This is a genomic window from Modestobacter lacusdianchii, from assembly GCF_054177765.1.
The window spans coordinates 1-1090 of record NZ_JBJJTJ010000066.1; the positions used below are offsets into that span (position 1 = coordinate 1).

Here is a 1090-nt window from a genome sequence, read left to right on the forward strand (position 1 = left end):
CTGTGGGCTGGTGGGTGGTGGGTGTTTCCAGGAGTTCGCCGGTGGCAGCCTGTACTGGACCGCCGCCACCGGCGCCCACTTCACCCGCGGCAGCATCCGCGCCCTGTGGGGTGCGGTGGGCTGGGAGAACGGGCTGCTGGGCTACCCGGTCTCCGATGAGATCTGCGGGATCCGCAACGGTGGCTGCTACACCCACTTCCAGGGCGGATCGATCTACTGGACCCCCACCGGCGGCGCGCACTTCGTGCTCAACAGCATGCGCAGCACCTGGGCGGCCTACGGCTGGGAGAACGGCACCCTGGGCTACCCGGTGGGCAACCCCTCCTGCGGACTGGTCAACGCCGGCTGCTTCCAGGAGTTCGCCGGCGGCAGCCTGTACTGGACCGCCGCCACCGGCGCCCACTTCACCCGCGGCAGCATCCGCGCCCTGTGGGGTGCGGTGGGCTGGGAGAACGGGCTGCTGGGCTACCCCACCGGCGATGAGATCTGCGGGATCCGCAACGGTGGCTGCTACACCCACTTCCAGGGCGGATCGATCTACTGGACCCCCACCGGCGGCGCGCACTTCGTGCTGGCCACCATGCGGGACAAGTGGGCGGCCACCGGCTGGGAGAACGGCACCCTGGGCTACCCGGTGGGCAACCCCTCCTGCGGACTGGTCAACGCCGGCTGCTTCCAAGAGTTCGCCGGCGGCAGCCTGTACTGGACCGCCGCCACCGGCTCCCACTTCACCCGCGGCAGCATCCGCGCCCTGTGGGGACTCACCGGCTGGGAGAACGGCTACCTGGGCTACCCCACCACCGACGAGAACTGCGGCCTGCGCGCCGGCGGCTGCTTCACCCACTTCCAGCACGGGTCCATCTACTGGTCCCCGGCCACCGGCGCCCACCTGGTCACCGACGCCATCAAGGACGCCTGGGCCGCCACCGGCTGGGAGAACGGCCCCTGGGGCTACCCGGCCGACGAACCCCGCCAGACCCCCGGCCGCGTCACCCAGGAGTTCACCGGCGCCACCGTCACCTACGACACCGCCACCGGCACCATCACCACCCGCTGACCCACCCGCTGACCCACCCGGCCAGCTCCCGGC

At 71.5% G+C, this 1090-nt stretch carries 1 protein-coding gene; it reads left to right on the top strand.

What is annotated here, in order from left to right:
• A partial coding sequence (locus tag ACJTNH_RS20725; RefSeq protein WP_458179162.1) for an LGFP repeat-containing protein occupies positions 1-1057 on the top strand: 1057 nt, incomplete at its 5' end.
• Between the last annotated feature and the right edge of the window lie 33 nt (positions 1058-1090).